Genomic DNA, 26093 nt, shown 5'->3' with positions numbered 1-26093 from the left:
CCGCGATCTGATGGACCGCGACTACGCCCAGCCCCTCGACGTGCCCACGATGGCGGCGCAGGCGCTCATGTCGCCCGCGCACTTCTCGCGCGAGTTCAAGGCCGCGTACGGCGAGACGCCGTACGCGTACCTGATGACCCGCCGCATCGAGCGCGCGATGGCGCTGCTGCGCGAGGGGATGTCGGTGACGGATGCCTGCACCGCCGTGGGTGCGACGTCGCTGGGCTCGTTCAGCTCGACGTTCACGGAGATCGTCGGGGAGACCCCCAGCTCGTACCGCGCGCGGCCGCACGACGCCGCGGAGGCCATGCCGCTGTGCGTGGCGAAGATCCTCACGCGGCCGACGCGCTACGCGTAGCGCGAGGGGCCGCGCCGCGGCTCAGACCGAGCAGGATCGGAGAAGCGCGCTTTCCCGTCGCCCCCTAGCGTGGCTGTCATGACGAACATCGCACTCGCGTACAGCCCCATCACGGTCGACGACGTCGACGCCGCCATCCCCTTCTACCGCGACGGACTCGGCCTCGAGGTCGTCAACGACGTGTCGTACGACGGCCACCGCTGGGTGAGCTTCGGATTCCCGGGGCAGCCCGGCCTCTCGCTCGTCGTGTCCGACCCGACGGCCGGACGCTCGCCCGACGACGGCGAAGCGCTCGAGCGGCTCATCGCGAAGGGATCCGGCCCCGGCCCGTACGTCTTCACGACGACCGACCTGGACGGGACGTTCGAGAAGCTGCGGGCGTTCGGCGCCGAGGTCCTGCAGGAGCCGAAGGAGCAGGGATGGGGACCGCGGGATGCCGCGTTCCGCGATCCCGCGGGCAACCACATCCGCATCAACCAGGTCTGAAGCGGTGCTGCCCCGTGTGCCTGCCGTGGGCCGCCGCGCTGAAGCGGGACGAGGAGCTGCGCGAGCCGGTGCTCGTGGCGGCGAGTAGCCTGGACGGAATGAGCGACGCGTCCCGGGATTTCCACAAGCCCGTCCGGCGGCCGGCCGAACTCTTCGACCGGCGGTTCTCGGCCGAGGATCCGGCCGAGGTGTCCCGCGTCGCCCACTCCACCGCGCACGCGCTGCTGGCACGCGTCCGTGCCGACCCGGACGGCGCGATCGTCGACCGCCTCGTGGCGTTCACCGACGAGCACGGCATCGACGACATCGCCGAGCTGTGGTCGCGGTCGCCGGCGAAGACCCTCCCGGGTGCGCTGTGGCGGCTGTACCTCGTGCAGCTGATGATCCACGACGACCCCCGCACCTCTGCGCTGCTCTACGAGCGCGGCCGTGCCGAGCTCTCCTCCGCGGACGACGTGGTGGCCGGAGCGCCGTCGCCCGCCGGACCCGACGAGCTGGTCGCGCTGGTGGACACCATCCTCCGCGGCCTGTTCGAGGGCGACTTCGCCGTGGCGCTGGACAGGGCGGCGGCGTTCTGCCGCGTGCAGGCGTCGGGCGCCACGCATCTCGCCGACGACTACGAGGTCACCGAGCCCGACCGCGCCTCCGCGTTCACCACGCGGGCGCTGCGGCTCTCGGACTTCGCCGCCGATCTGTCGGCCTGCGCCGCCCTGTGGCGGCGCGACGCGCTGAGCTGAGCCATCCGGCGGGCGGCCGTGGCCGGGAATGCGAGTGCCGGGCCGCAGAACGCCTCTCGGCGCGAGGCCGCTCGCAGCGGCAGAAGATGGAGCCCGGGGTTACTGCGGCCCGGCCGATACAGTCTAACCGAGGCCCAGGGGACCGTATTCCCCGGCCTAAGCTCTTGACATGGCTTGGCGCTTCGCCCTCGTGATCGACCCCGCGGCATCCGACGACCCGCGCTCGGACTTCTCCGACACCTTCACACCGATCGATGTGACCGCACCGGCGCTGAGCGTCGGGGAGATGAGCACGCAGCGCGGCGACGGGATCTTCGAATCCATCGGGGTGGTCGACGGCCACGCGCAGGAGGTCGGTCCCCACCTCGATCGCCTCGCGCATTCGGCGGCCCTGTGCGACCTTCCCGCTCCGCACCGGGAACAGTGGCGGCAGGCGATCGCCGTGGCCGCCCAGCACTGCCCGCCCGACGCCGAGGCGGTCATCAAGCTCATCCTGAGCCGTGGGGTGGAGCACGGGCCGACGCCGACGGCGTGGGTGACGGCCGCGGAGGCCCCCGACAACGCCGCGGTGCGCGAACGCGGCATCCGCGTCGTCACGCTGGACCGCGGCTACGGGATCGACACGCCGCGGAGGGCGCCGTGGCTGCTCCTCGGGGCGAAGACGCTGTCGTACGCCGTCAACATGGCGGCGATCCGCGAGGCGAAGCGCAGGGGCGCCGACGACGCGATCTTCGTCACCTCCGACGGCTTCGTCCTGGAGGCGCCCACGGCCTCGCTCATCCTCCGCGTCGACGGCCGGTTCCTCACGCCCGCGCCCAACGGCGGGATCCTGCACGGCACGACCCAGCTCAGTCTGTTCGCGCACCTGGAGGAGCGGGGCGCCGAGACCGCGTACGAGACGATCCCCGTCTCGGCGCTGGCCCGGGCGGATGCCGCGTGGCTGGTGTCGAGCGTCCGCCTGGCCGCGCCCATCCGCGCGATCGACGGCAGGGATGTGCCCGTCGACGGTGAGCTGACGGCGTCCTTCAACCGCTACCTGCTCACCCCGCGCGACTGACCGCCGATCAGCCGAATCGACCCGAGACGTAGTCCTCGGTCGCCTGCACGGACGGCGTGGTGAAGATGGTCCTGGTCTCGTCGTACTCGATGAGCTTGCCGGGCTTGCCGGTGCCCGCGATGTTGAAGAACGCGGTCTTGTCGCTCACGCGCGACGCCTGCTGCATGTTGTGGGTCACGATGACGACGGTGTAGTCGTTCTTGAGCTCGCCGATCAGCTCCTCGATGGCGTACGTGGAGATCGGATCGAGCGCCGAGCAGGGCTCGTCCATGAGGATCACCTCGGGCGAGACGGCGATGGCGCGCGCGATGCACAGACGCTGCTGCTGACCGCCCGAAAGGCCCGAGCCGGGCTTGTCGAGGCGGTCCTTGACCTCGTTCCAGAGGTTCGCGCCGCGCAGCGACTTCTCGACGAGGGCGTCGGCGTCCGACTTCGACATCTTCTTGTTGTTGAGCTTCACGCCCGCCAGCACGTTCTCCTTGATCGACATCGTCGGGAACGGGTTGGGGCGCTGGAACACCATGCCGACCTGGCGGCGCACGAGCACCGGGTCGACGTTGGGCGCGTACAGGTTGTCGCCGTCGAGCAGCACCTCGCCCTCGACGCGGGCGCCGGGGATCACCTCGTGCATGCGGTTGAGGGTGCGCAGGAAGGTCGACTTGCCGCAGCCGGAGGGGCCGATGAAGGCGGTGACGCTGCGCGGCTCGATGTCGAGGGAGACACCCTCGACGGCCAGGAAGTCGCCGTAGTAGACGTTGAGGTCGTTGACTTCGATGCTCTTGGACATGATTTCCGTCGGTGCTTTCGGGTTGGGGATGCTCAGCGGCCGAGCTTCGGCGAGAAGACCCTCGCGACGATGCGCGCGATGAGGTTGAGGAGCATGACGATGACGATGAGGACGAGCGCGGCGGCCCAGGCGCGGTTGTGGTACGCCTCGACGGGGATGCCCGCGTTCATGTACTGCGTGTAGACGAACACCGGGAGCGTCATCATGCGCCCGTCGAAGAGGTTGTAGTTCATCGAGGTGGCGACGCCGGCAGTGAGCAGCAGCGGCGCCGTCTCGCCGATGACGCGCGAGATCGACAGCATGACGCCGGTGGTGATTCCGGCGACCGACGTCGGGAGGACGACCTTGGCGATGGTGCGCCACTTCGGCACGCCGAGCGCGTACGACGCCTCGCGCAGCTCGTTGGGCACGAGGCGGAGCATCTCCTCGGTGGATCGCACGACGACGGGGATCATCAGCACCGCCAGCGCGATCGAGCCCATGATGCCCATGCGGATGCCGGGACCGAAGAACAGCGCGAAGACGGCGTACGCGAAGAGGCCGGCCACGATCGACGGGATGCCGGTCATCACGTCGACGAGGAAGGTGATGCCGCGTGCGACCCGGTTCCCCGCGCCGTACTCCACGAGGTAGATCGCGGCGAAGATGCCGATCGGGATCGAGATGACCGCCGCCGCCAGCGTGATGAGCAGGGTGCCGACGATCGCGTGCAGCGCGCCGCCGCCCTCGCCCACGACGTTGCGCATCGACGAGGTGAAGAATTCGGCGGACAGGCCCGCGACGCCGTTGACCAGCACGGTGATCGCGAGCGAGACGAGCGGCACCATGGCCACGAGGAAGGCGATCGTGACGACGCCCGTCACGAGCCGGTCGACGCCCTTGCGCCGTCCCTCGACGAGCGAGGAGGTGGTCGTGATGAGCGCGAGGTACAGCAGGGCGGCCACGACGCCCCACCCGGCGAGGTTGAAGCCCTCGCCGGAGCCGATCGAGAGGACGCCGAACAGGATCGCGCTGATGGCGAGGCTGCCGGCGAGGATGGCCCACGGCCCCCATGCGGGCAGGTGCCCGCTGGTCAGGCGCGGTGTCTCGCGGACCGGCGCCTGCTGCGGCGCCTCGGGAGGAGCGGTCGTCACGGTCATGTCAGTTCGCCCCCGAGAATTCCTTGCGACGGCTGACGATCCATCGGGCGATGGCGTTGACCGCGAAGGTGACGATGAAGAGGATGAGGCCCGTGGAGATCAGCACGTTGATGTTGGTGCCGTACGCCTCGGGGAACGTGAGCGCGATGTTCGCGGGGATCGTGCTGGGGTTCTCCGACGTGAAGAGCTGGAAGGTCACGACGCCGGTCGCCGAGAGCACCATGGCGACGGCCATCGTCTCGCCCAGGGCGCGGCCCAGGCCGAGCATCGAGGCCGAGACGATGCCGCTGCGCCCGAACGGGAACACAGCCATGCGGATCATCTCCGAGCGGGTGGCGCCCAGCGCGAGCGCGGCCTCCTCGTGGAGGACGGGAGTCTGCAGGAAGATCTCGCGGCAGATGGCGGTGATGATGGGGACGACCATGACGGCCAGCACGATCGCAGCGGTGAAGATCGTCCGGCCGGTGCTGGACACCGTGCCGCCGAAGAGGGGGAACCACCCCATGTTGGCGTTGAGCCAGGCATAGACCGGCTGGACGGCGGGGGCGAGCACGAGGATGCCCCAGAGGCCGAAGACGACGGAGGGCACCGCGGCCAGCAGGTCGACGACGTAGCCGAGACCCTGCGCCAGGCGACGCGGTGCGTAGTGCGAGATGAAGAGCGCGACGGCGACCGCGAGCGGGACAGCCATGAGCAGCGCCAGGAACGACGCCCACACCGTGCCGAACACGAGGGGCCACACATACTCCCAGAAATTCCCGGTGAGGATGCTCGCGGTCTCGCTCGTGGCGGTGAGGCCCGGGATGGACTGGATGATGAGGAACAGCGCGACGGCGGCCAGCGTGACGAGGATCATCAGGCCGGCCGAGAGTGCGGTCCCCGAGAACCAGCGGTCTCCTGGTCTCTGCTTGACCTTGGCCGCGGGGGCGGTGGTCGTCGTCATGGTGTCCTTCGGGTTCGGGTCTTCTCAGGGGCGATGCCCGGCCCGGTCGTGGACGACCGGGCCGGGCATCGATGTTCTCAGTCCGTGACGATCAGGTCGATCGCCGCGTTGACCTGCTCGCGCAGGGTGTCCGAGATCGGGGCGCTGCCGGCGGCCTCGGCCGCGGCGTCCTGGCCCTCGGCGCTGGCGACGTGCTGCAGGTAGCCCTTGACGATCGGTGCGACCGCCGCGTCGGCGTACTCCTGGCACGCGATCATGTAGCTGACGAGGACGATGGGGTAGACGCCGGCCTCGTCCGAGGTGCGCTGGAGCTCGATGGCGAGGTCGCCCTCACCGCGGCCCTCCTCGAGCGGCGACGCGTCGACGATCGCCGCAGCGGCCTCGGGCGAGTACTCGACGAACTCGTCGCCGACCTTGACGGCGGCGGTCGAGAGGCCCTCCTCGGCAGCGCGGGAGGCGTCGGCGTAGCCGATGGTGCCGTTGCCGCCTGCGACGGCCGAGACGACACCCGAGGTGCCCTGCGCAGCCTCGCCGGACGAGAGCGGCCAGACACCGTCGGGCTCGCTCGTCCAGACGTCACCGGCGGCCTGGAACAGGTAGTCGGTGAAGTTCTCGGTGGTGCCCGAGTCGTCGGCGCGGTGCACCGGCGTCACGGCCAGATCGGGAAGCGTCACGCCCTCGTTGAGCGCGGCGATCGCCGGGTCGTTCCAGTTGGTGATCGTGCCGGCCATGAGGCCCGCGATCGCGGCGGCGTCGAGGTTCAGCGCGTCCACGCCCTCGATGTTGAAGATGACCGCGATCGGCGAGATGTAGGTCGGGAGCTCGATGATGCCCGAGCCGTCCACGCACGCGTCGAACGGGCCGGCCTCGATCTCCTCGATGGTGAAGGCGCGGTCCGAGCCCGCGAACGGGAAGGCGCCCGCCTGGAACGACTCGCGGCCAGCGCCGGAGCCGGACGGGTCGTAGGTGATGGTGACGTCGGGGTTCGCGGTCTGGAAACCGGCGGTCCAGGCCTGGACCGCCACCTCCTGCGCCGACGATCCGCCGCCGGCGATCTCGCCGGAGAGGTCGGAGGTGGTGCCGCCGGTGTCGCCGGGAGCGGTCTCGTTGGCGGCGCAGCCGGCAAGGGCGAGGGCCGCGACAGCGGCGACAGCGCCCACCTGGGCGATGCGGGAGATCTTCACTGTGTGAATCCTTCACGTGTCAGGGAATCAGGTCCGTGCAGGACCTTCGGGTGGGAACCCGGTGCGGGGTTCGCTCTGAAACGTAGGCTCGGACTCTTAAGAGAGTGCGCTGCGCAGGTGAACGGGAGGTGAACGGGCAGGGGTGCGCGGGGGGCGCCCCCGGTCAGACCTTCGGCTCGTGGGTCTCGATCGCGACGATGCCGGAACCGGGATTGTCGACCGAGAGGTGGGCCACAGAGAACGCTCCCGTCTCCAGGGCGGACGCGCTGCCGAGGTACGAGCCGCGCAGCGTGCCGGTGGCCAGGGCGAGCTCGCTCAGGATGTCGGGGAGCACCGGTCCGTGGCTGCACAGGACGGCGGGCTTGCGCGCACGCACGCGCTCGCCGATGATCGTGCGGGCGTCGGACTTGCCGTCCTCCCACGCGTCCTGGCTGATGAGCTTGGTGAGCTCGATCCGCCGACCGAGCGCGGCGGCCAGCGGCTTCACGGTGTCGGCGCAGCGCGTCGCCGGGCTCGAGATGATGCGTCTCACGCCGAACGCCTGGAGCGGACCGACGATGGCGCTCGCCTGCTTGCGGCCGCGGGGCGACAGCGGGCGCGCGGCATCCTTCCCCTTCCACTCCTCGCGCGCGAGGGCCTTGGCGTGGCGCAGCGCGATGATGGGGAAAGTGCGCAGGACGCCTTCGTCCATGAGCCGGAGGAAGTGCTCGACGATCTCGCGGTCGACGGGATAGCTGAGCCGCTTGAGGGCCTTCTTGGGCGAGACCCACTCGAGCGCGGCGATCTCCTTGTTCGGCACGAACGCCGACGCGCGGATCGCGGCGTCGGTCGCCTCGGCGGCCCAGTAGTGCACGATCTTGGTGCGCTTGCTGGGGAGCCGGTAGCGCGAGACGCCGACTGCCACCCCGAGGGCGACGCGGATGCCGGTCTCCTCGTGGATCTCGCGGACCGCCGTCTCAGCGAGCATCTCGCCCGGGTCGACCTTGCCCTTGGGCAGCGTGACGTCGCGGTACTTGGTGCGGTGGATGAGGAGGATGAGCACCTTCTCGTCGACGATGCGCCAGACCACCCCGCCGGCCGCGTAGATCGCGGTCTCGGTCATCGCACCGCCCGCGCGCGCCGGCGGCGCTGGACGTTGGTCATCCGGCGGTCCTGGATGTCCAGCAGCGGCTTGCCGTCGGCGTCGGTGTGGTGCCTGACCCACTCGCCGTCCGGGCCGAGGTGCCACGAACTGGTCGTGTCGCTCATCGCGAGCGTGAAGAGGTCGTTCATCTCTTTCACGTGGGCGGGGGACGACACCCGCACCAGGGCCTCGACCCGGCGGTCGAGGTTGCGGTGCATCATGTCGGCGCTGCCGATGTACACGATCGGGTCGCCGTCGTTGTGGAACGCGAAGATCCGCGAATGCTCCAGGTACCGGCCGAGGATGGAGCGCACCGTGATGTTGTCGCTGACCCCTTCGACGCCGGGCTTGAGCGCGCAGATGCCGCGCACCCACACCTCCACCTTCACTCCCGCCTGGCTGGCGCGGTACAGCGCGTCGATGATCTGCTCGTCGACGATCGAGTTCACCTTGATGCGCACGCTCGCGGGCTTGCCGGCCTGCGCGTTGCGCCGCTCCTTGTCGATCAGGCGGAGCAGCCCCTTGCGCAGGTGCAGCGGCGCCACCAGGAGGCGCTTGAACTTCTTCTCGATGGCGTAGCCGCTGAGCTCGTTGAACAGGCGCGTCAGGTCGCGACCGACCTGGTCGTCGGCCGTGAACAGGCCGTAGTCCTCGTAGATGCGGCTCGTCTTGGGGTTGTAGTTGCCGGTGCCGACGTGGCTGTAGCTGCGCAGCACACCGTTCTCCTCGCGGATCACCAGGGCGAGCTTGCAGTGGGTCTTCAGGCCCACGAGCCCGTAGACGACGTGCACGCCGGCCTTCTCGAGCTTGCGCGCCCACACGATGTTGTTCGCCTCGTCGAAGCGGGCCTTGATCTCGACGAGGGCGAGCACCTGCTTCCCGGCCTCGGCGGCGTCGATCAGCGCCTCCACGATCGGGCTGTCACCGGAGGTGCGGTACAGCGTCTGCTTGATGGCCAGGACGTGCGGGTCCTTGGCCGCCTGCTCCAGGAACGCCTGCACGCTGGTCGCGAACGACTCGTACGGGTGCTGCACGAGCACGTCGCCCTTGCGGATCGACGAGAAGATGTCGGGGCGCTCGTTGTTGTCGCCGGGTTGGAACGCCAGGGCGGTCGTGGGCACGTGCGGCTTGTAGTGCAGGTCGGGCCGGTTGATGCGCGACAGGTCGAACAGCCCGCGCAGATCGAGCGGGCCGGGGAGGCGGTAGACCTCCTGCTCGGTGATGTCGAGCTCCTTGATGAGGAGGTCGAGCGTCACGTCGTCCATGTCATCGGTGATCTCCAGGCGGATCGGCGGGCCGAAGCGCCGCCGCAGCAGCTCCGCCTCGAGCGCCTGGATGAGGTTCTCCGTCTCGTCCTCCTCGATCACGACGTCTTCGTTGCGGGTGAGGCGGAAGGCGTGGTGGTCGAGCACCTCCATCCCCGGGAAGAGGTCGTCGAGGTGGTTGGAGATCAGGTCCTCCAGCGGCAGGTAGCGCACCGCGCCGTCGGCCGGGGGAAGCTCGACGAACCGGGGGAGCATGGGCGGCACCTTGAGGCGGGCGAACTCCTGGCGCCCGGTGCGCGCGCTGCGGATGCGGATCGCGAGGTTGAGCGACAGGCCCGAGATGTAGGGGAACGGGTGGGCGGGGTCGACCGCGAGCGGCATGAGGACCGGGAAGACCTGCGCCTGGAAGTACTCGTAGAGCTGGGCGCGCTCGTCCGCCTGGAGCGTCTCGTACGAGACGACCTCGATGCCCGCCTCGGCCATGGCGGGCTTGACGTGGCTCTTCCACGTCTCGGCGTGGCGCAGCTGCAGGCGGTGGGCGTCGGCCGAGATGTCGGCGAGGACGTCCGCGGGGGAGCGGCCGACGTTCGTGGGAACGGCGAGGCCGGTGACGATGCGGCGCTTGAGGCCCGCCACGCGCACCATGAAGAACTCGTCCAGGTTGCTCGCGAAGATCGCGAGGAAGTTCGCCCGCTCGAGCACCGGCAGACGGTGATCCTCCGCGAGCTCGAGCACCCGCTGGTTGAACGAGAGCCAGCTGACCTCGCGATCCAGGTACCGGTGATCGGGCAGCTGGGAGTCGAAGACCTCCTCGAGGTCGAAGTCGTCGTCGTCCGCGTCGCCCAGGCCGGCGTCGAGCACCTCGGGTTCGATCATCCCCTCATCATTGCAGGGTCGCGTGTCGAGAGTGTGAACGAGTCGGGGCCGCCGGCGACGCCCGCAGCAGCGGATGCGCGGATGCCGCGGCGGGCCGCGGCATCCGTCTCAGGCGTCGCTGCGCTCGCGCGGCACCGGAGCAGGCTCCGGCTCGTCCTCGTAGACGTTGAAGCGGTAGCCCACGTTGCGCACGGTGCCGATGAGCTGCTCCATGTCGCCGAGCTTGGCGCGCAGACGCCGGACGTGCACGTCGACGGTGCGGGTGCCGCCGAAGTAGTCGTACCCCCACACCTCGCTCAGCAGCTGCTCGCGCGTGAACACCCGGGAGGGGTGCGTGGCGAAGAAGTGGAGGAGCTGGAACTCCTTGTACGTGAGGTCCAGCGCGCGGCCGTGCACCTTGGCCGAGTACGAGGACTCGTCGATCGTGATGCCCGAGGTCTGGATGCGCGTCGAGACCTGCTCGGCCGACTGGCGGCCGACGGCCAGGCGGATCCGGGCGTCGACCTCGGCGGGTCCGGCGGTGAAGAGGATGACGTCGTCGACGCCCCAGTCGGGCGACACCGCGGTGAGCCCGCCCTCGGTGACGATCAGCAGGAGCGGGGCATCCAGGCCCGTCGTGTTGAGGATCTTGCACAGCGACTTGGCGCCGACGAGGTCCACGCGCGCGTCGACGAAGATGACGTCGGCGCTCGGCGCGTTGACGAGCTGCGCCGGCTCGGCCGGGATCTGGCGCACGCGGTGACTCAGCAGTTCGAGCGAGGGCAGGACGGGACCGCCTCCGTGCGTGGAACTGAGAACCAGGAGCTGTGCCAATGGATCGCCTTCCCGGCACGTGGGGGCGCGCCGCGAACCCCAGTGTAGGGCGTGGCGGCCGTGCGCTCCGATCGCGAGAGCCCGACGCCGCCGCCGAAGCGTGCGCCACGCGCCGTCATGCGGGATGATGGAGCCGTGGCCATCCCCGACCTCGCACCCCGGCGCACGCTCGGCGGGATCATCGCCGTGTGGGTGCTCGCGGCCGTGATCGCGATCGTGATCGGCGTCCTGGCCACCCCCGATTGGCGCGGGGCATGGCTGGCGGTGGGACTGGGCGGATGCCTCATCGCGGCGTTCGCGATCCAGCTCTGGCCGGGCCGCTCGCAGGGCTTCACCGAGCGGGTCGCGGCCAGCATGCTCGGCGCCGCCCTCGTGATGGGCGTCATCAGCCTGGGCTTCGGACTCGCCGCCCTCGTTCCCGGCTAGACTCCTTGCCATGGATCTCGTCGCGCTCGAACTCTTCTACGTGGGCCTGCTCGGTCTGGCTTCGCTCGCGATCGCCTTCGTCTCCGCGGTCGTCCTCAAGAACCTGTACCGCGGCCAGCGCTGACGGGTCCGTCGTGATCGACATCCCGACCGACCTCCCCGCCGAACTCGTCCCGATGTCCTGGCTCATCGGGGTCTGGGAGGGCACCGGCGTCATCGATTACGGGGAGCACTCGCTGACCGGTGAGTTCACCCACCGGGTCAGCTTCAGCCATGACGGCGGCGACTACCTCAACTACTCGGCCGAGGCGTGGCTGCACGACGCCGACGACCCGGGGTCGCGCACGCGCCTGGTCGCCGAGCTCGGCTACTGGCGCCTGTCCCGTCCGGCCACGGACGCCGATGCCGGCCCCGGTCTCCTTCCGCCGACGGCCGCACCGGTCGCGCGCGGCGCCGAAGACATCGAACGGCTGCGCAACGCCGACGGCGGCTTCGACATCGAGGCGGCGATCGTGCACGCCGACGGCGTGAGCGAGCTGTACCTCGGCCAGATCAAGGGCCCGCGGATCGACATCGCCACCGATGCCGTCGTGCGGCCGGCGGGCGCGAAGAACTACGCGGCGGCCACCCGCATGTACGGACTCGTCGACGGGCACCTGCTGTGGGCGTGGGACATCGCCGCGCTCGGCTACGAGCTCGCCGCGCACGCGTCCGCGCGTCTCGCCCGGGCCGACTGAGCGGGGAGCACCGATGACCGACCTGTTCGCCGCCCTCCCCGGGGCCGTCGTCGACGACGCGGGTCTCCAGCACGTGGGTAATCCGCTCGTCGAGCAGCGGCGCCTCGCCGCGGGGGCGGCCGTGGCGCCGCTCGGGGACCGTGCCGTCATCGCCGTCCCCGGCGAGGACCGGCTCACCTGGCTCGACTCGCTCTCGTCGCAGGCCCTCGCCCGGCTCCAGCCCGGCGTCGGCACCGAGCTGCTGATCCTCGACCCCCAGGGGCACGTCGAGCACGCGGCATCCGTCGTCGACGACGGCGAGACGACCTGGCTCATCGCCGACCGCGCCGATGTCGAAGGCCTGCACGGCTGGCTGCGCAGGATGCGCTTCCGGCTCCGCGTGGACCCGCGGATCGCCGACGAGTTCGCGGTGGTCGGGGGCACGGCGTCGGCGCTCGCGCGCATCACGCCGGCCGCGCCGTCCGGAGTGCCGCTGGTCTGGCAGGATCCGTGGCCCGATGTCATGCCCGGCGGCCATGCCTACGCGCCGGTCGACCCCCACCCCGGCGCCGACCGCGACTGGGCCGAGGCGATCGTCACGCGCGACGAGGAGCGACGGATCGCGGATGCCGCAGCCCGCGGCGAGCTCGAGCTCGCCGGCCTCGCCGCGGTCGACGCGCTGCGCGTCGCGGCATGGCGCCCGCGGTGGACGACCGACGTCGACGAGCGGGCGCTGCCGCACGAGCTGGACTGGCTGCGCACGGCCGTGCATCTCGAGAAGGGCTGCTACCGCGGTCAGGAGACCGTCGCCAAGGTGCACAACCTCGGCCACCCGCCGCGGCGGATGGTCGCGCTGCAGCTGGACGGCTCCGGCAGCGTGCTGCCCGCGCACGGCGCCGCGGTGCGGCTCGGCGACGCCGAGGTGGGCATCGTGACCTCCGCCGCCCTGCACCACGAGGAGGGGCCGATCGCCCTGGCCGTGGTGCGGCGCACGACCCCCGTCGACGCCGCCCTCACCGTCGACACCGAAGACGGTCCCGTCGCCGCGGCGCAGGAGGTCATCGTGCCGCCCGACGCCGGCGCCACGGCGAACGTGCCCAGGATCACCCGGCTCTCGCGCCGCAGCGCGGCGCAGTAGGTCAGGGTCCGACGGTGAGCGGAGACGGCGACACCGCCGCGATCACGCAAGCCGTTCCGACCGGATGGCGCGCCCGCTTCGACCTCCGGCCGCCGCTCACCCGCGTCCGCGGCTCGGCGCTGGCCATCGTGCAGATCACGGTGGCGGCGACCGCGGCATGGGCCTTCGCGCACTACGTGGTCGGCCATCCCGCGCCGCTGCTGGCCGCGACCGTCACCATCTCCAGCCTCGGGCTCGTCCGCGATGCCCGCCCGAAGCGGGTGCTCGAGACCGTGGTGGGCATGATCGTCGGGATCCTCGTCGCGGAGGCCTTCGTCGTGGTGGTGGGGCCGGGGTGGTGGCAGCTGGCGCTGGCCCTCGGGGTGACGCTGGTGGTCGCCCGCTTCCTCTCGCCCTTCCCGCCCTTCGCGATCATGGCCGGCATCCAGGCGTCGATCGTGATGTCGCTGCCGGCGAGCCAGCCGTTCGCGCGCGTCGTCGACGGCGTCGTCGGCGGGGTCGCCGCGCTGCTGGTGACCGCGCTCATCCCGCGCAACCCCCGCCGCGAAGAGGCGCGGGACGGCCATGCGGTGTTCGCCGCGGCGGACTCGGCGGCGCGCACCATCGTGCAGGCGCTGCGTCGAGGCGACCCGATCCGGGCGGCCAGGGGCCTGGAGAAGGCGCGCGCGATCGCGCCGCGCGTCGACGACTGGCGGGCGTCGCTGGACTCGAGTCTGGCGGTCGCCGGCTTCTCACCGTGGCTCCGCCCCCAGCGTGCCGAGCTGCGGCGGCACCATGGCGTGCTGCTGGCGATGGACTTCGCGACGCGCAACCTGCGGGTCGTCGCGCGGCGCGCGGTCTACCTGTGCGAGGACGGGCAGCGCCGCCCTGTGCCGGCCGACGTGCTGGCCGAGCTCATGCGCGCGGCGGAGCTGGTGGGGGAGAGCCTCGATGACATCTCGCTGCAGCCGCCGGCGCGGGAGGCCGTCGCCGCCGTGGCGGCGCGGCTGGATCCCGCGCGGATCCTCCCGGACGGCACGCAGACCGAGCTGAACCTCATCACGGCGCTTCGCCCGCTCGCCGTCGACCTGCTGACCGCGACGGGCATGCCCTCGGCCGACGCGCGCGCCGTGCTGCCGCGCGTCTAGCCTCGCGTCACCCCGGGGCCACGGCCTCCCACGGCACCGTCGCCTCGCCGAGCCGCCAGCGGGAGCGCTCGAGAACCGGCCACCCGCCGTCGACGAGCGCCGCCAGCGCCGTGCGCCACCGGTGCACGGGCCCGAACGGGGCGACTGCGGCGGCGCGGTCCCATTCCGCGTCGAGCGCCGACAGGAACGCGTGCACGCGCTGCCCCGGCACGTTGCGGTGGATGAGCGCCTTCGGAAGCCGCTCCGCGGCGACGGACGGATGCTGCAGCCCGGCCAGCCGCAGCGACACGGTGAGGGTGCGCGGCGCGGCGTCGGTCCCCAGGGCGACCCACGTCGCGATGCGGCCGATCTCGTCGCAGGTGCCCTCCACGAGCAGTCCGCCCGGCGCGAGGCGCGACGCCATCGCCGTCCACGCGCCCGCCACCTCCGGCTCGTCGTACTGCCGCAGCACGTTGAAGGCCCGGATCACCGCCGGACGCCGCCCGTCCGGCACCGGCACCTCGAACCCGCCGCGGGCGAACGACACCCGCGCATCGGCCGGGAACGTCGTCTCGCCCGCGCGCACCGCCGCGAGCTGGGTTCGGGCGCGGGCGACGCGGCCGGGATCGATCTCGAGGCCCAGGACTTCGACGTCGGGGCGCGCGCGGACGAGGCGGGCGTACAGCTCGAGTGCGGTGACACCGCTTGCGCCGTACCCGAGGTCGATCACGAGCGGATCGGTCGAGCGGCGCAGGGCGGGGTGCCGGGCGATCCAGCGGTCCACCCGCCGCAGCCGGTTCGTCCCGGTGGTGCCGCGCGTGATCTGCCCGACCGGTCCCCGCGCCATCCCCCCATGATGCCAGCGGGGAGTGCCATGCCGGGGACACAGGACGGGGGAGGGCCGCCCCGCGCCGATATCATGGGGCGCATGACCGCGCCCTACACGCTGATCCTCCTTCGACACGGCCAGAGCGAGTGGAACAAGACCAACCAGTTCACCGGCTGGGTCGACGTCCGACTCACCGAGCAGGGCAAGGCCGAGGCCCAGCGCGGCGGCGAGCTGCTCGCCGAGTCCGGCATCCTTCCCGACGTCCTCCACACCTCCGTGCTCAGCCGCGCCATCCAGACCGCCGACATCGCGCTGGACGCCGCCGACCGCCTGTGGATCCCGGTCAAGCGCTCGTGGCGCCTGAACGAACGTCACTACGGCGCGCTGCAGGGCAAGGACAAGGCCCAGACGCTCGAGGAGTTCGGCCAGGACCAGTTCATGCTGTGGCGCCGCTCGTTCGACGTGCCGCCGCCGCCGCTGCCGGCCGACGACCAGTACAGCCAGGTCGGCGACCCGCGCTACGCCGACATCGACGGCGAGGTGCCCGACACCGAGTCGCTCAAGATCGTCATCGACCGCATGCTGCCGTACTGGCACAGCGACATCGTGCCCGACCTGAAGGCGGGCAAGACCGTTCTCGTGACGGCGCACGGCAACTCGCTGCGCGGCCTGGTGAAGCACCTCGACGGCATCAGCGACGCCGACATCGCCGAGCTGAACATCCCGACCGGCATCCCGCTGGTCTACCGCCTCGACGAGAACCTCGAGCCGCTCAGCCCGGGCGAGTACCTCGACCCCGAGGCCGCCGCCGCGGGCGCCGCCGCGGTCGCCAACCAGGGCAAGAAGTAGCACCGGCGAGCAGAAGGGACCGGATGCCTCGGCTGAGGCATCCGGTCCCTTCTTCCGTCCGTGGGCTCAGCCGTGGATGACGTCGATGGTGTCGGTGCTGCTGGTCCAGTCGCCCGTCGACAGGTAGGCGACCTTCTTCGCCACCGAGACGGCATGGTCGCCGAAGCGCTCGTGGTAACGGCTGGCGAGGGTCGCGTCGACGGTCGCCGACGGATCGCCCTGCCAGCTGTCGCTCAGCACCTTCTCGAACACCGAGACGTGCAGCTCGTCGAGCTTGTCGTCAGCGTTGCGGATCTCGTCGATGAGGTCGCCGTCCTGGGTGCGCAGCAGCTCGGTCAGCTGGCGCGCCGCCTCGACATCGAGCTCGCCCATCCGCAGGAAGGTCGACTTCAGGCCCTTGGGGATGGCCCGCTCGGGGAAGCGCATGCGGGTGAGCTGAGCGATGTGCTCGGCGATGTCGCCCATGCGCTCGAGCGACGCGCTCATGCGCAGCGCGCTCACCACGATGCGCAGATCCCGCGCCACCGGCTGCTGACGGGCCAGGATCTCGATCGCGAGCTCGTCGAGCGCGATCGCCTTCTCGTCGATGACGGCGTCGGCCTCGATGACCTCCTCCGCGAGCGACACGTCGCTCGTGCCGAACGCACGCGTCGCCTTGTCGATGGCGATCGTGACGAGCTCGGCGATCTCGACGAGACGCCCCTGCACGTCCTCGAGAGACTGGTGGAAGACTTCGCGCATTCCGATGCACCTTTCGTGGTTCCGGGGAAGGCACAAGCCAGCGCCCCGGCGATTCTCGTCAGGGAAGGTTAACGGATGGTGCCGCATCGGTGAACACTGGCGGGCGCGTGCGCCGTCGTCACCGCCGCCGTCCGACGGCGCCGTGGGCGTGCCCGTACGCTGGTGGCATGGACACGACGCAGCTCGCGCTGCTCGCCCTCCTCGCGGGCATCGTCGTCGGCGGCTCGGTCTCCGCCCTCGTCGTCGCGGCGATGCGGGCGCGCGATCGCGCTCTCATCGAGAGCTCGGTGGAGGTCCCTGACGGAGTGCGCGGCGTGCTCCACGGCATGGACGACGCCGCGATCGTCGTGGACGCCTCGTTCACCGTCCTGGCCGCCTCGTCGGCGGCCGCCGCGTTCGAGCTCGCGGAGGGCGGCTCGCTTCCGACCGACGAGCTGCGGGCCCTCGCCCGTCGCGTGCGCACCAGCGACGCGATCGCGACCGAGACGACGGCGACCCAGACGATGCGGCTGCGACGCGGGGCGCCGCCGGCCGAACCCCGGCTGGTCTCGGTGCGCGCGTCGCGCATCTCGCCGCGGCTCACCCTCCTCGTGCTGCGCGACATCACCGAGCGCGAGCGCGTCGAGGAGATGCGCCGCGACTTCGTCGCCAACACGAGCCATGAGCTGAAGACGCCCGTGGGCGCGGTGAGCCTGCTCGCCGAGGCCATCGAGTCCGCCGCCGACGACCCGCCCCAGGTGCGCATCTTCGCGACGCGCCTGCAGGCCGAGGCCGCACGGCTCGCCCTGCTGACCTCGCGCATCATGAACCTCTCGCGGCTGCAGGCGGCCGATGAGCTGCCGGCCCGGATCGTCTCGATCGACGAGGTCGTAGCCGGCGCCCTGGACGCCCACGCGATCCAGGCGGACTCCGCCGGCGTCGAGGTGGTGCGCGGCGGCGCGCGCGGCCTGTACGTGCTCGGGGACGCGCAGGTGCTGAGCGAGGCCGTCGGCAACCTGATCGCGAACGCGATCGCGTATTCGCCGCGGGGATCGAGCGTGGGCATCGGCATCAAGGCCGCCGACCGCGTCGTCGAGATCGCGGTGACCGACCGCGGCATCGGCATCGCCGAAGGCGAGCAGGACCGCGTGTTCGAGCGCTTCTATCGCGCCGACCCGGCACGGGCCCGCCGCACGGGCGGGAGCGGCCTCGGCCTCTCGATCGTGAAGCACGCCGTCCAGCGTCACGGCGGCGAGGTGCGGCTGTGGTCGCGGCCCGGCCGCGGCTCCACCTTCACCATCCGCCTGCCGCAGGCGGACGCCCCTGAGGTCGACCCCGCGCCGAAGCGGGGACGCAAGAAGCGGCGGGCGTCCTCGGCCGACGCGAGCGCTGTGCAGAAGGCCCCCGCCGGCACCACTGCGCCCGCGCCCGCCGGTTCCGCCGCCCCCGTTGCGCCCGCTCCCGCCCCGGCGCCTGCGGCGCCCGTGGCTGCGCCCGCAGCGGCGCGCGACGTCCCTGCGAAGCCCAGGCGTCCCCGCAAAGCCCCGTCCGCCTCTCGTGGCGAACATGCTTCCGCCGGAAATGGAGATCCCGCATGACCCGCGTCCTGATCGTCGAGGACGAGCCCGACCTCGCCGACCCGCTCGCCTACCTCCTCCGTCGCGAAGGGTACGACGTCGAGATCGCCGAGGACGGCCCGGCCGCGCTGACGGCGTTCCGCGAGCGCGGCGCCGACATCGTGCTGCTCGACCTGATGCTGCCCGGGATGCCCGGAACCGAGGTGTGCCGGCAGATCCGCACGACATCGTCGGTGCCGATCATCATGCTCACCGCGAAGGACTCGGAGGTCGACATCGTGGTGGGACTCGAACTGGGCGCCGACGACTACGTCACCAAGCCCTACTCGGCGCGCGAGCTGCTCGCCCGCATGCGGGCGGTGCTGCGACGCTTCTCGCAGCTCGACGCGGACCTCGAGGACCGCGTCCTGGAGGGCGGCCGGGTGGTGCTCGACATCGATCGGCACACCGTGGCCGTCGACGGCGGCGAGATCAACATGCCGTTGAAGGAATTCGAGCTGCTGGAGGTTCTGATGCGCAACGCCGGCCGGGTGCTCACCCGCGGTCAGCTCATCGACCGCGTGTGGGGGAGCGACTACTTCGGCGACACCAAGACGCTCGACGTGCACATCAAGCGCATCCGCTCGCGCATCGAGAAGAACCCCGGTGCCCCCGAGATGCTGGTCACGGTGCGGGGCCTCGGCTACCGCTTCGAAGGCTGAGCACCCACGGCATACGCGAAGAGGGCGCCCCACCGGGGCGCCCTCTTCGCGTTCGCGGAGTCGGTCAGGTCACGGCGCGAGCGCCGTGAGATAGTCCAGGGTGCCGTCGAGCACGGGGACCGAGACGAGCTCGCCCTCGGCGTCGCCGGACTGGAAGTACGCGTCGATGTACGCGCCCGGCATGGTGTCGAGGTCCTCGATGAGGATCGGCTCCTCGCCGTCCTCGGCGCCCAGGCTGAGCACGGTGTCAGCGGGAACCCGGACCGTCAGGGAGATGTCGGAATCCTCGCCCCCGAAGTCGATGTTGAGGGTCTGGGTCTCGTCGGTGTCGTTCACCAGCGCCGCCACGAAGTTGCCCTCGGAGCCGTCCTCGTTCGCGACGATCTGGGCGTTGCGCACCTGCACGGGGCCGGCGCCGACGACGTTGGTGCCCTCCGCAGCCGAGTACGAGATCGTGGTCGCCTGCGGCGAGATCATCGCGCAGCCGGTCGCGGTCAGGGCGAGGGCGCCGCCCATGGCGAGCGACGCGACGAGCCGTCGACCCCTCGAACCCGGTGCCGCCGCGAATCGGCCGTTCGCAAAACCGTTGCGGCGGTGTATCGAGATCACGGATCCTCCCAAGACGGATGACGGTTCTCCAGCATTCTAGGGGGTTCGGCACCGCCGGAACGGTCCACGCCGCACGTGCGAGGCGCGGCCGGGGAGGGATGGGGCGGAGAACCTTAGCGTATTTCTCCTGTGGTATCCTGGAGGTTGCCGAAAGGACATAACTCCATGCTTTTTGAGGTTGGCGAGACGGTCGTCTACCCCCACCACGGGGCGGCAACGATCATCGAGGTCAAAGACCGGATCATCAAGGGCGAGACGAAGAAGTACCTGAAGCTCAACGTCACGCAGGGTGATCTCATCATCGAAGTACCCGCAGAGAACGTCGACCTGGTCGGCGTCCGCGATGTCATCGGCAAGGAGGGCCTCGACAAGGTCTTCGAGGTGCTGCGCGCGCCGTTCACGGAAGAGCCCACGAACTGGTCCCGCCGCTACAAGGCGAACCTCGAGAAGCTCGCCTCCGGCGATGTGATCAAGGTCAGCGAGGTCGTCCGCGACCTGTGGCGCCGCGATCAGGACCGCGGCCTGTCCGCGGGTGAGAAGCGCATGCTCGCCAAGGCGAAGCAGATCCTCATCTCCGAGCTCGCTCTCGCCGAGAAGACCGACGAGGAGCAGGCCAGCGTCCTCCTCGACGAGGTCCTCGCAAGCTGAGACAGACACCGGAACGGCGCCCCACGGGGCGCCGTTCCGCTGTCTGCCCCGGGAGAATGCGATCCCCGGGCGCGATAGCGTGAACGGGTGAGCATCACCCCCGTGCCGCACGTCGGCGTCATCGTCGTGGCCGCCGGCTCCGGAACCCGCCTGGGTGCATCGACGCCGAAGGCGTTCGCCCGGATCGACGGCCGGAGCATCCTCCGGCACGCCCTGCTCGGCGTGCTCGCCGCGGCGCCGGCACAGGTCGTCATCGTGGCGCCGGAGGGCCGCGAGGAGGATGCGCTCGACGAGGCCCTGGTCGCCGCGGCCGATCAACGCGACCTCGTCTCCGTCGTCACGGGCGCCGGCACCCGCCAGGGGTCCGTCGCTGCCGGCCTGCGGGCACTGCGGGAGGACGTCGAGGTCGTGCTCGTCCACGACGCGGCCCGCGCGCTGACTCCCGCCGAGGTGTTCGCCCGCGTCGTCGGCGCCGTCGTCGCCGGAGCCGACGGTGCGATCCCGGTGCTCCCGGTCATCGACACCATCAAGCGCGTGTCCGGCGACGAGATCGTGGCAGCCGTGGACCGTGCAGAACTCGCGGCGGCCCAGACGCCGCAGGGCTTCCGGCGGGAGGTGCTGGACGCGGCATATGCCGGCGCCGCCGTGGAGTTCACCGACGACGCCGCCCTCGTCGCGGCGGCCGGTCATCCCGTCGTGGCCGTGCCGGGGCATCCGCTCGCCTTCAAGATCACCACGCCCGCGGACCTGGAACGCGCCCGCCACCTCGTCGCGGCGCCGCAATCGCCCGACGCATCGCATCCCGCGCCTGCTGCGGTCGCGCCGCGGGTGGGCGTCGGCACCGACGTGCACGCGTTCGGCGGCGACGGGACGCTCTGGCTCGCTGGCCTGGAGTGGCCGGGCGAGGTGCCTCTCTCGGGCCATTCCGACGGCGACGCCGTCGCGCACGCGATCGTCGACGCGCTGCTGGCTGCGGCCGGACTCGGCGACATCGGCACCCACTTCGGAACGGATCACCCCGAGTACGCCGGTGCGCATGCCGACGCCTTCCTCACCAGGACCGCCGCGATCCTCGGCGAGGCGGGGTGGCGGGTGGGCAACGTGTCGGTCCAGGTGCAGGCCAATCGCCCCCGGTTCGCCGCACGTCGCCTCGAGGCCGAGAGCGCGCTGTCGGCCGCGCTCGGGGGAGCGCCGGTGTCGGTCTCGGCCACGACCACCGACGGTCTGGGCTTCGCCGGAGCGGGCGAAGGCGTGTCGGCGTTCGCGGTGGCGCTCGTCGTGCCCGCCTGAGCGGATCAGAGCACGCGGGTCATGAAGACCGAGAACGGGTCGAGCGCGTAGTCCCCGAACGGTCCGCAGTGCGTGAATCCCTCGCTCTCGTAGAGCCGCTGCGCGGGCAGGAACTCGGGCGTCGTCCCGGTCTCGAGCCACAGCGTGCCCATCCCGCGCCGGCGCGCGTCGTCCATGATGTGCCGCAGCAGCGCCCGGCCCACCCCGAACCCGAGGAAGCGGTCGTCGACGCGCATCGACTTGATCTCGCCTCGGTCGGCGTCCAGCGCCTTCAGCGCGCCCACGCCCGCCAGCTCGCCGTCGATCCACGCCGACCAGACCGAGAGGGACGGATGCCGCAGCGCGTCGATGTCGAGCGCGTGCACGCTGTCGGGAGGAGAGGTGTCGTGCATGCCGGCGAGGTGGCGCGCGATGAGGCGTCTGGTCGCGTCGCCGCTCAGGTCGTCGGTGCGGATCTCGATGGTGCGCTGCATGTCCCGCCCAGTGTGCCATCGCCGGATTGCCGCCGTGTTTCGGCCCGCGCGCCGTCACGCCTCCACGGCGTAGGGTGCGGGGTCCCGCGGTGCGCGTGATCCCCAGGCGAGCAGCGCCAGACCGGCGGCGAGCACGACGAGCCCGACGACGGCCAGCGCCGACAGCCGTTCGCCCAGCACGACGATCCCGAGGACGCTGGCCGTCAGCGGCTCGCCGAGGGTCAGGGTCGCCGCCGTCGCCGCGGTGAGCCCGCTGAGCCCCCATGTGAACAGCACGTACGCGATCGAGATGGTGCCCAGGCCCAGCCACAACGCCATCGCGACGCCCGAGCCCGTGCCGAGCCACGCGAGGTCGACGAACGGCAGCGCGAAGGCGCAGATCGCCGCCGAGCTCGCACCCATCGCACCCACCACGGTGAAGGGATCCCACCCGGCGTCGAGCAGCCGCCGCTGGGCGTTCGCGATGACCGCGAAGGACGCGCCCGCCCCCACGGAGCCGAGAAGACCGAGGGGGTCCGTCCCCGAGCCGTCGCCCGCCTCGCCGCCGAACCCCAGCAGCACCACCCCGAGCGTCGCGAGCGCCGTCGCCGCCATCCAGGTCGGGGTCGGTGTCCGCCGAGTGAGCGCCCACTCCAGGAGACCGGCCAGGATCGGCGCCGACCCGAGCGCGACGACCGTGCCGACGGCCACGCCGTTGCGGGCGGTGCCGAGGAAGAACAGCGGCTGGTACAGCGCGAGGCACGCGCCGGTGAGCACCATCAGCGACAGCGGCTGCAGCGTGAGACGGGGGCGCGTCGCCGCCGAGGGCCGCCGGCGTGCGTGGCGGGCGGCGAGGGAGAACGCGATGACGGCGAGACCGGTGCCGCCGATCACCATGCGCATGACGCCGATCGACAGCGGCGTGGTGCCCTCGGGGCCGAGGGCCTGGGAGGTGCCCGTGGTGCCGAACAGCACGGCGGCGGCGAGGACGGCGAGCACATGCACCATCCGTTTATATCCCGACCCCCGGCGGCTGCGCGGGGCCTTCGCCCAGTGACCCCGCACGACCCGCCGGTAGGCTGGTGCGGTGACGGTTCAGCTGTACGACACCAAGGCGCAGGCCCTGCGCGACTTCGTGCCACTCGACCCCGAGAACGTCACGGTCTACGTCTGCGGTCCCACGGTGCAGTCCGGACCCCACATCGGCCACCTCCGCGGCGCGCTGAGCTTCGACATCCTCCGCCGCTGGCTGACGCACCGCTACGGTCGGGTCACCTTCGTCCGCAACGTCACCGACATCGACGACAAGGTGCTGCTCAACGCGACCGACGGGGAGCCGTGGTGGGCCCTGGCCTATCGCATGGAGCTCGAGTTCACCCGCGCCTACACCACCATCGGCATCCTTCCTCCGACGTACGAGCCGCGCGCGACGGCGTCCATCCCGCAGATGCAGGAGCTCATCGCCCGGCTCATCGAGTCCGGTCACGCGTACGCCGCCGGCGGCACCGCCGCCGGCGACGTGTACTTCGACGTGCGCTCGTGGGCGGACTACGGGTCGCTGACCCGCCAGAGCATCGACGCCATGGAGCCCGCCGCCGACGCGGACGCGCGCGGCAAGCGCGACCCCCGCGACTTCGCGCTGTGGAAGGGCGCCAAAGCCGACGAGCCGTCCTCCGCGATGTGGGACTCGCCGTGGGGGCCGGGACGCCCGGGCTGGCACATCGAATGCTCCGCCATGTCGCGGCGGTACCTCGGCGCCGAGTTCGACATCCACGGCGGAGGTCTCGACCTGCGCTTCCCGCACCACGAGAACGAGCTCGCGCAGTCCACCGCCGCCGGCGACGGGTTCGCCCGCTATTGGGTGCACAACGGCCTGGTCACCGTCGGCGCGCAGAAGATGTCGAAGTCGCTGTTCAACTTCATCCTCGCCGAGGACGTGCTCCGCGAGCGCGACCCGCTCGTCATCCGCTACGCCCTCGCCGCCGCCCACTACCGCTCCAGCCTCGACATCACCACGTCGACGTTCGACGAGGCCGAGACGGCGATCGGGCGCATCCGCACGTTCCTCGAGAGGGCGCTGCGCACGCTTCGCGACGACACGGACGACCTGCGGCTGACGGCCGAGGTGCCCCTCGCCTTCGCTGCAGCCCTCGACGACGACCTCGGCGTCCCGCAGGCGCTCGCCGTCCTGCACGAGACGGTGCGGGACGGCAACTCGGCACTGGATGCCGGCGACCGGGACGCCGCGCTCAGAGCCTTCGCCGACGTCGCCGTGATGACCGGCGTGCTCGGAATCGACCCCCTCGACCCGCACTGGTACGCGGCGGACGCCTCGGCCGAGGCATCCGCCCTCGACGCGCTGGTGGGGGCGATGATCGCGCAGCGCGCCGACGCGCGCGCCGCGAAGGACTGGGCGGCGGCCGACCGCATCCGCGACGCGATCGCGGCGGCCGGGATCGCCCTGGAAGACACCGCAGACGGAACCCACTGGAGTTTGAACGATGGCTAAGCCGGCACGCCCCGGAGCGGGCAACAGCAAGAAGAAGGGCGCCATGAAGGGCACCGGCGGCCACGGCCGCAAGTCCCTCGAAGGCAAGGGCCCCACGCCGAAGGCGGAGGACCGCGGCTGGCACGTCGCGGGCAAGCGCAAGGCGGCCGCCGAGCGCTACGCGGCCGCCGGCGGCAAGGGCAAGCCCGGGCAGCGGCCATCGCAGGGCGCGGGCCCGAACCGCGCCAAGACGAAGGCGGGCGACGACACCGAGACGGTCACCGGCCGCAACTCGGTGCTGGAGGCGCTGCGCGCGAAGATCCCCGCGACGGCGCTCTACATCGCGCAGCGCGTCGAGATGGACGACCGCGTCAAGGAGATGCTGGCCCTCGCGACGCATCGCGAGATCCCGGTGCTCGAGGTGACGCGGCCGGAGCTCGATCGGATGGCGGGCTTCGACGGCGTGCACCAGGGCGTCGCGCTGAAGGTGCCGCCGTACCAGTACGCGCATCCGCAGGACCTCCTCGAGCAGATCATCGACCGCGGCGAGGTGCCGCTGCTGGTGGCGCTCGACGGCGTCACCGACCCGCGCAACCTGGGTGCGATCATCCGCTCGACGGCGGCGTTCGGCGGACAGGGCGTCATCGTGCCGCAGCGCCGGTCCGCCGGGGTGAACTCGGCGGCGTGGAAGACGAGCGCGGGCGCCGCGGCCCGGATCCCGGTGGCCGTCGCCGCCAACCTCACCACGATGCTCAAGGAGTTCAAGAAGCAGGGCGTGTTCGTCCTCGGCCTCGACGGCGACGGCGACGTCTCGCTGCCCGCGCTGCAGCTCGCCGACCGCCCCGTCGTGGTCGTCGTCGGCTCGGAGGGCAAGGGGCTCTCGCGCCTGGTGACCGAGACCTGCGACCAGATCGTCTCGATCCCGATCTCGGCGGCCGCCGAGTCGCTCAACGCGGGGATCGCGGCATCCGTCGCCCTGTACCAGGTCTCCACGCTCCGCAGCGCCCCGACCACCTGACGCGGCGACGCATTCCCATTCCGGGGAATGGACCGGCGCCGCGCGGGCTTGTCACACGAAGGGCCGGCCGACGCCGGCGCAACGACTCGTCGAAAGGCACACCATGGCACGCATCGCCGTCATCGGAGGCTCCGGCTACGCCGGCCGCCACATCGTCGCCGAGGCGGTGAGTCGCGGCCACACGGTGCTCTCCATCGCGCGCCGCATCCCCGCCGAACGTCACGAGGGCGCGCTGTACACCGAGGGCTCGCTGACCGACGTGCCCGACCTCCTGGCCCAGCTCGAGGGCGTCGACGTGGTGGTGTCGGCCGTCGCACCTCGCGGCGACATGCAGGGGCTCGTGCGGCCCAACCTGGGCGCGCTCGCGTCGCTCCTGCCCGAGGGTGTCCGCCTGGGCGTCATCGGCGGCGCGGGCGGGAGCCTCGTCACCGAGGACGGCCAGCGCGTCGTGGACCTGCCGTCGTTCGCCGAGGACTACAAGGCCGAGGCGCTGGAGGCGATCGGCGTGCTCGAGGACCTGCAGGCGGGCCCCGAGTCGCTGGACTGGTTCTACATCCACCCGGCGGGTGGCTTCGGCGCGTACAACCCGGGCGAGCGCACCGGCTCGTACCGCACCGGGGGCGACGTGATCGTGACGGATGCCGAGGGTGAGTCCTTCATCTCCGGGGAGGACTTCGCGGTCGCCGTCCTCGACGAGATCGAGCACCCGAAGCACCCGCGCCGGCGATTCACCGTCGGGTACTGACTTCCCGCTGACG

28 protein-coding genes are annotated in these 26093 nt (G+C 71.4%); 16 read left to right on the top strand and 12 right to left on the bottom strand.

Annotated features, from left to right (window positions below; translation table 11 throughout):
* Positions 1–10 precede the first annotated feature (10 nt).
* The 4 genes from ACWGUG_RS14660 to ACWGUG_RS14645 all read left to right on the top strand — a co-directional run bounded on the left by ACWGUG_RS14660 (position 11) and on the right by ACWGUG_RS14645 (position 2638).
* On the top strand, positions 11–358 hold the full coding sequence (locus ACWGUG_RS14660) for a helix-turn-helix transcriptional regulator (protein ID WP_336396772.1): 348 nt from the start codon (positions 11–13) through the stop codon (positions 356–358).
* 78 nt (positions 359–436) lie between these two features.
* On the top strand, positions 437–844 hold the full coding sequence (locus ACWGUG_RS14655) for a VOC family protein (protein ID WP_336396716.1): 408 nt from the start codon (positions 437–439) through the stop codon (positions 842–844).
* A 98-nt stretch (positions 845–942) separates the two neighbouring features.
* Complete coding sequence (locus tag ACWGUG_RS14650; RefSeq protein WP_336396715.1) at positions 943–1581, top strand: DNA-directed RNA polymerase subunit beta; 639 nt, start codon at positions 943–945, stop codon at positions 1579–1581.
* Between the two features lie 169 nt (positions 1582–1750).
* Positions 1751–2638 carry an aminodeoxychorismate lyase gene (locus tag ACWGUG_RS14645; RefSeq protein WP_336396714.1) on the top strand — a complete coding sequence of 296 codons (888 nt, stop codon included), beginning with the start codon at positions 1751–1753 and terminating at the stop codon, positions 2636–2638.
* A 7-nt stretch (positions 2639–2645) separates the two neighbouring features.
* Here the strand turns inward: ACWGUG_RS14645 and pstB are convergent, their stop codons facing one another.
* The 7 genes from pstB to ACWGUG_RS14610 form a co-directional block, all read right to left on the bottom strand.
* Positions 2646–3425, bottom strand: coding sequence for a phosphate ABC transporter ATP-binding protein PstB (gene pstB, locus ACWGUG_RS14640; RefSeq protein WP_194396018.1), 780 nt, complete (start codon positions 3423–3425; stop codon positions 2646–2648).
* Between the two features lie 32 nt (positions 3426–3457).
* The gene (gene pstA / locus ACWGUG_RS14635; protein ID WP_336396713.1) at positions 3458–4564 is read right to left on the bottom strand and encodes a phosphate ABC transporter permease PstA; all 1107 of its coding nucleotides are present in this window, start codon (positions 4562–4564) and stop codon (positions 3458–3460) included.
* Position 4565: 1 nt separating this feature from the next.
* Positions 4566–5507, bottom strand: a complete 942-nt coding sequence (pstC, locus tag ACWGUG_RS14630) for a phosphate ABC transporter permease subunit PstC (RefSeq protein WP_452325116.1) — start codon at positions 5505–5507, stop codon at positions 4566–4568.
* A gap of 77 nt (positions 5508–5584) precedes the next feature.
* Positions 5585–6691: a phosphate ABC transporter substrate-binding protein PstS gene (locus tag ACWGUG_RS14625; RefSeq protein ID WP_378882021.1), complete on the bottom strand. Its 1107-nt coding sequence runs from the start codon at positions 6689–6691 to the stop codon at positions 5585–5587.
* A gap of 163 nt (positions 6692–6854) precedes the next feature.
* Positions 6855–7793 (bottom strand): NUDIX hydrolase, encoded by a 939-nt coding sequence (locus tag ACWGUG_RS14620; protein WP_378882018.1) that lies wholly within the window; start codon positions 7791–7793, stop codon positions 6855–6857.
* Positions 7790–9955: an RNA degradosome polyphosphate kinase gene (locus ACWGUG_RS14615; RefSeq protein WP_336396709.1), complete on the bottom strand. Its 2166-nt coding sequence runs from the start codon at positions 9953–9955 to the stop codon at positions 7790–7792. Before ACWGUG_RS14615 ends, ACWGUG_RS14620 begins: the two co-directional genes overlap by 4 nt.
* A 108-nt stretch (positions 9956–10063) precedes the next feature.
* The gene (locus ACWGUG_RS14610) at positions 10064–10768 is read right to left on the bottom strand and encodes a response regulator transcription factor (RefSeq protein WP_336396708.1); all 705 of its coding nucleotides are present in this window, start codon (positions 10766–10768) and stop codon (positions 10064–10066) included.
* Between the two features lie 135 nt (positions 10769–10903).
* Between ACWGUG_RS14610 and ACWGUG_RS14605 the strand changes: the two genes are divergently transcribed.
* The 4 genes from ACWGUG_RS14605 to ACWGUG_RS14590 all read left to right on the top strand — a co-directional run bounded on the left by ACWGUG_RS14605 (position 10904) and on the right by ACWGUG_RS14590 (position 14175).
* Positions 10904–11194 carry a hypothetical protein gene (locus ACWGUG_RS14605; RefSeq protein ID WP_336396707.1) on the top strand — a complete coding sequence of 97 codons (291 nt, stop codon included), beginning with the start codon at positions 10904–10906 and terminating at the stop codon, positions 11192–11194.
* Positions 11195–11328: 134 nt separating this feature from the next.
* Positions 11329–11931, top strand: coding sequence for an FABP family protein (locus ACWGUG_RS14600; protein ID WP_452325115.1), 603 nt, complete (start codon positions 11329–11331; stop codon positions 11929–11931).
* Between the two features lie 13 nt (positions 11932–11944).
* Positions 11945–13048: a CAF17-like 4Fe-4S cluster assembly/insertion protein YgfZ gene (ygfZ, locus tag ACWGUG_RS14595; RefSeq protein WP_452325114.1), complete on the top strand. Its 1104-nt coding sequence runs from the start codon at positions 11945–11947 to the stop codon at positions 13046–13048.
* Between the two features lie 14 nt (positions 13049–13062).
* Positions 13063–14175, top strand: a complete 1113-nt coding sequence (locus ACWGUG_RS14590; protein WP_452325113.1) for an FUSC family protein — start codon at positions 13063–13065, stop codon at positions 14173–14175.
* Between the two features lie 7 nt (positions 14176–14182).
* Here ACWGUG_RS14590 and ACWGUG_RS14585 read toward each other — a convergent pair whose 3' ends face one another.
* Positions 14183–15001 carry a class I SAM-dependent methyltransferase gene (locus ACWGUG_RS14585; protein WP_452325112.1) on the bottom strand — a complete coding sequence of 273 codons (819 nt, stop codon included), beginning with the start codon at positions 14999–15001 and terminating at the stop codon, positions 14183–14185.
* 81 nt (positions 15002–15082) lie between these two features.
* On the opposite strand from ACWGUG_RS14585, the gene ACWGUG_RS14580 reads away from it, so the two are divergent.
* Positions 15083–15832: a phosphoglyceromutase gene (locus tag ACWGUG_RS14580; RefSeq protein WP_336396702.1), complete on the top strand. Its 750-nt coding sequence runs from the start codon at positions 15083–15085 to the stop codon at positions 15830–15832.
* Between the two features lie 66 nt (positions 15833–15898).
* Here ACWGUG_RS14580 and phoU read toward each other — a convergent pair whose 3' ends face one another.
* Positions 15899–16573, bottom strand: coding sequence for a phosphate signaling complex protein PhoU (gene phoU / locus ACWGUG_RS14575; protein ID WP_336396701.1), 675 nt, complete (start codon positions 16571–16573; stop codon positions 15899–15901).
* Between the two features lie 167 nt (positions 16574–16740).
* On the opposite strand from phoU, the gene ACWGUG_RS14570 reads away from it, so the two are divergent.
* Positions 16741–18150: a sensor histidine kinase gene (locus ACWGUG_RS14570; RefSeq protein ID WP_452325111.1), complete on the top strand. Its 1410-nt coding sequence runs from the start codon at positions 16741–16743 to the stop codon at positions 18148–18150.
* Positions 18147–18830, top strand: coding sequence for a response regulator (locus ACWGUG_RS14565; RefSeq protein ID WP_378881998.1), 684 nt, complete (start codon positions 18147–18149; stop codon positions 18828–18830). Before ACWGUG_RS14570 ends, ACWGUG_RS14565 begins: the two co-directional genes overlap by 4 nt.
* Positions 18831–18899: 69 nt before the next feature.
* On the opposite strand, the gene ACWGUG_RS14560 is transcribed toward ACWGUG_RS14565, so the two are convergent.
* Positions 18900–19346 (bottom strand): DNA modification methylase, encoded by a 447-nt coding sequence (locus tag ACWGUG_RS14560; RefSeq protein WP_378881995.1) that lies wholly within the window; start codon positions 19344–19346, stop codon positions 18900–18902.
* Between the two features lie 258 nt (positions 19347–19604).
* Between ACWGUG_RS14560 and ACWGUG_RS14555 the strand changes: the two genes are divergently transcribed.
* Both ACWGUG_RS14555 and ispD read left to right on the top strand, forming a co-directional pair.
* Positions 19605–20087, top strand: a complete 483-nt coding sequence (locus tag ACWGUG_RS14555) for a CarD family transcriptional regulator (protein ID WP_106816803.1) — start codon at positions 19605–19607, stop codon at positions 20085–20087.
* A gap of 87 nt (positions 20088–20174) precedes the next feature.
* Complete coding sequence (gene ispD / locus ACWGUG_RS14550; RefSeq protein WP_452325110.1) at positions 20175–21377, top strand: 2-C-methyl-D-erythritol 4-phosphate cytidylyltransferase; 1203 nt, start codon at positions 20175–20177, stop codon at positions 21375–21377.
* Between the two features lie 5 nt (positions 21378–21382).
* Here the strand turns inward: ispD and ACWGUG_RS14545 are convergent, their stop codons facing one another.
* Together ACWGUG_RS14545 and ACWGUG_RS14540 are read right to left on the bottom strand one after the other, a co-directional pair.
* On the bottom strand, positions 21383–21850 hold the full coding sequence (locus ACWGUG_RS14545) for a GNAT family N-acetyltransferase (protein WP_452325109.1): 468 nt from the start codon (positions 21848–21850) through the stop codon (positions 21383–21385).
* A 54-nt stretch (positions 21851–21904) separates the two neighbouring features.
* On the bottom strand, positions 21905–22837 hold the full coding sequence (locus ACWGUG_RS14540) for a DMT family transporter (protein WP_452325108.1): 933 nt from the start codon (positions 22835–22837) through the stop codon (positions 21905–21907).
* A 79-nt stretch (positions 22838–22916) separates the two neighbouring features.
* On the opposite strand from ACWGUG_RS14540, the gene cysS reads away from it, so the two are divergent.
* From cysS to ACWGUG_RS14525, 3 genes are all read left to right on the top strand, one after another.
* A complete protein-coding gene (gene cysS / locus ACWGUG_RS14535) occupies positions 22917–24338 on the top strand; it encodes a cysteine--tRNA ligase (RefSeq protein ID WP_452325107.1) in 1422 nt (473 codons plus the stop codon).
* Positions 24331–25335 (top strand): 23S rRNA (guanosine(2251)-2'-O)-methyltransferase RlmB, encoded by a 1005-nt coding sequence (rlmB, locus tag ACWGUG_RS14530; RefSeq protein ID WP_452325106.1) that lies wholly within the window; start codon positions 24331–24333, stop codon positions 25333–25335. Before cysS ends, rlmB begins: the two co-directional genes overlap by 8 nt.
* Positions 25336–25438: 103 nt before the next feature.
* Positions 25439–26080: an NAD(P)-dependent oxidoreductase gene (locus ACWGUG_RS14525; protein WP_336396692.1), complete on the top strand. Its 642-nt coding sequence runs from the start codon at positions 25439–25441 to the stop codon at positions 26078–26080.
* Positions 26081–26093 lie beyond the last annotated feature (13 nt).

It is taken from the genome of Microbacterium sp. NPDC055455 (genome assembly GCF_053619935.1).
This window is presented reverse-complemented; position numbering and strand designations above follow the sequence as displayed.